We start from the raw sequence: 1,379 nt of genomic DNA, 5'->3' as shown, positions 1-1,379 counted from the left end.
GAACGGCGCCGCGGCCGAAGAGCGTGTCCAGCACGGGCCCCGGCAGGGCGCCCTGACGCAGCACGTGGTGCTCGTCGTAGAAGAACTCCACGGCCTCCCGGCCGTGCAGGACGACCGCGCGCCGCCCCATCAGACGGGTGCGGACCGGCCGTCGGGTGTCGTTGCCCCGCCGCAGGTCGGGCAGCCAGGCGTAGCCGTGGGCCAGCAGGGAAAGAGTGCTGTCGATCATGGGGTAGGACATGCCGGGCGCCTACCCGCCGGGAAGATCCGCACGCGCGTCGGCATTCGGGGCGTCTTGGCGGCCGCCAGGTTTCGGGGACGTCTCAGTGGTAAGGCGTGCCGCATGACGCAGAAGGCAGCACTTCCGACGGAGCGGGACCTCCCGGTCGATGACACGCGTCGGCTGCCCCACGACCACACGCAGGCGATCCTGGAGACGACCAAGCGGGTGGCCGCCCTCCTGAAGGCGTCCGGGCAGCCGTTCGCACTGGCCGGCAGCGTCGCCGCCTTCGCCCACGGGCTGCCCGCCGGCTTCCAGCACGACACGGACTTCTGTGTCCGGCCCGAGGACGCGGACACGGCCGTCAAGGCGCTGGAGGACGGCGGCATCGCGATGCGCCGGGCACCGGAGGACTGGCTGGTCAAGGGGCGCTCCGGCGGCGAGGAGATCGACCTGATCTTCGAGCTCGCCCGGCGGCCCGTCAGCACGGAGCTGCTGGAGCGGGCCGTACTGCGGCCGGTGGACGCGGTGTGGATGCCCGTCCTCTCGCCCACCGACCTCATGGACAGCCGTCTCGCCGCGCTGTGCGAGCACTACTGCGACTTCGGGGACCTGCTGCCGATGGCCCGGATGCTGCGCGAGCAGATCGACTGGGACCGGCTGGGCCGGGTCCACCGCTCGGCCCCGCTGGCGGACGCGTTCTTCTACCTTCTGGAGCGGCTCGGGGTCATCGATCGCCCGGAGGCGACGCCATGACGGCGGACGACATCATCGAGTACCGCATCGCCCATCTCCTGGAGCGCCTCGCCCGCGAGGACGTCGCCGAACTCGGGCTGCGGATCGAGGCCAGGGGCACGCACACGCTGATCTCGGGATGCGTGAGCAGCGCCGACACCCGGGCGGAGATCCTGCGGATCGCCCGGGAGGAGCTCGCCGGGCTGGCGTGGCACGAGGACCTGACCGTCAACCGGGCCGATCCGCCCGGCCGGGCCGAGGAGTTGTCATGATCAGGGTCGCGGCCGTCGGCGACATCCACCTGGGCCCGGGCAGCGAGGGCCGGCTGCGACCCGCCTTCGCCACCCTCGGTGAGTGCGCGGACCTGCTTCTGCTGGCCGGCGACCTGACCCGGCACGGCACGGCCCAGGAGGCCCGCGTGGTG

3 protein-coding genes and 1 pseudogene are annotated in these 1,379 nt (G+C 72.6%); 3 read left to right on the top strand and 1 reads right to left on the bottom strand.

What is annotated here, in order from left to right:
- Positions 1 to 229 (bottom strand): annotated as a pseudogene (locus tag AB0B01_RS30775) (cytochrome P450); the annotation flags it as partial.
- Positions 230 to 343: 114 nt separating this feature from the next.
- Between AB0B01_RS30775 and AB0B01_RS30770 the strand changes: the two are divergent.
- The 3 genes from AB0B01_RS30770 to AB0B01_RS30760 all read left to right on the top strand — a co-directional run.
- Positions 344 to 976, top strand: coding sequence for a nucleotidyltransferase family protein (locus AB0B01_RS30770; RefSeq protein WP_361726260.1), 633 nt, complete (start codon positions 344 to 346; stop codon positions 974 to 976).
- The gene (locus AB0B01_RS30765; protein ID WP_356851213.1) at positions 973 to 1,227 is read left to right on the top strand and encodes a hypothetical protein; all 255 of its coding nucleotides are present in this window, start codon (positions 973 to 975) and stop codon (positions 1,225 to 1,227) included. Before AB0B01_RS30770 ends, AB0B01_RS30765 begins: the two co-directional genes overlap by 4 nt.
- Positions 1,224 to 1,379: metallophosphoesterase (locus AB0B01_RS30760; RefSeq protein WP_361726263.1), on the top strand; the 156-nt coding region annotated here is incomplete at its 3' end. The genes AB0B01_RS30765 and AB0B01_RS30760, both read left to right, overlap by 4 nt.

The sequence above is a fragment of the Streptomyces sp. NPDC044571 genome, assembly GCF_040647115.1.
Classification (GTDB): domain Bacteria; phylum Actinomycetota; class Actinomycetes; order Streptomycetales; family Streptomycetaceae; genus Streptomyces.
The sequence above is the reverse complement of the archived record's forward strand: the minus strand, read 5'-3'. Positions and strand labels throughout refer to the sequence as shown.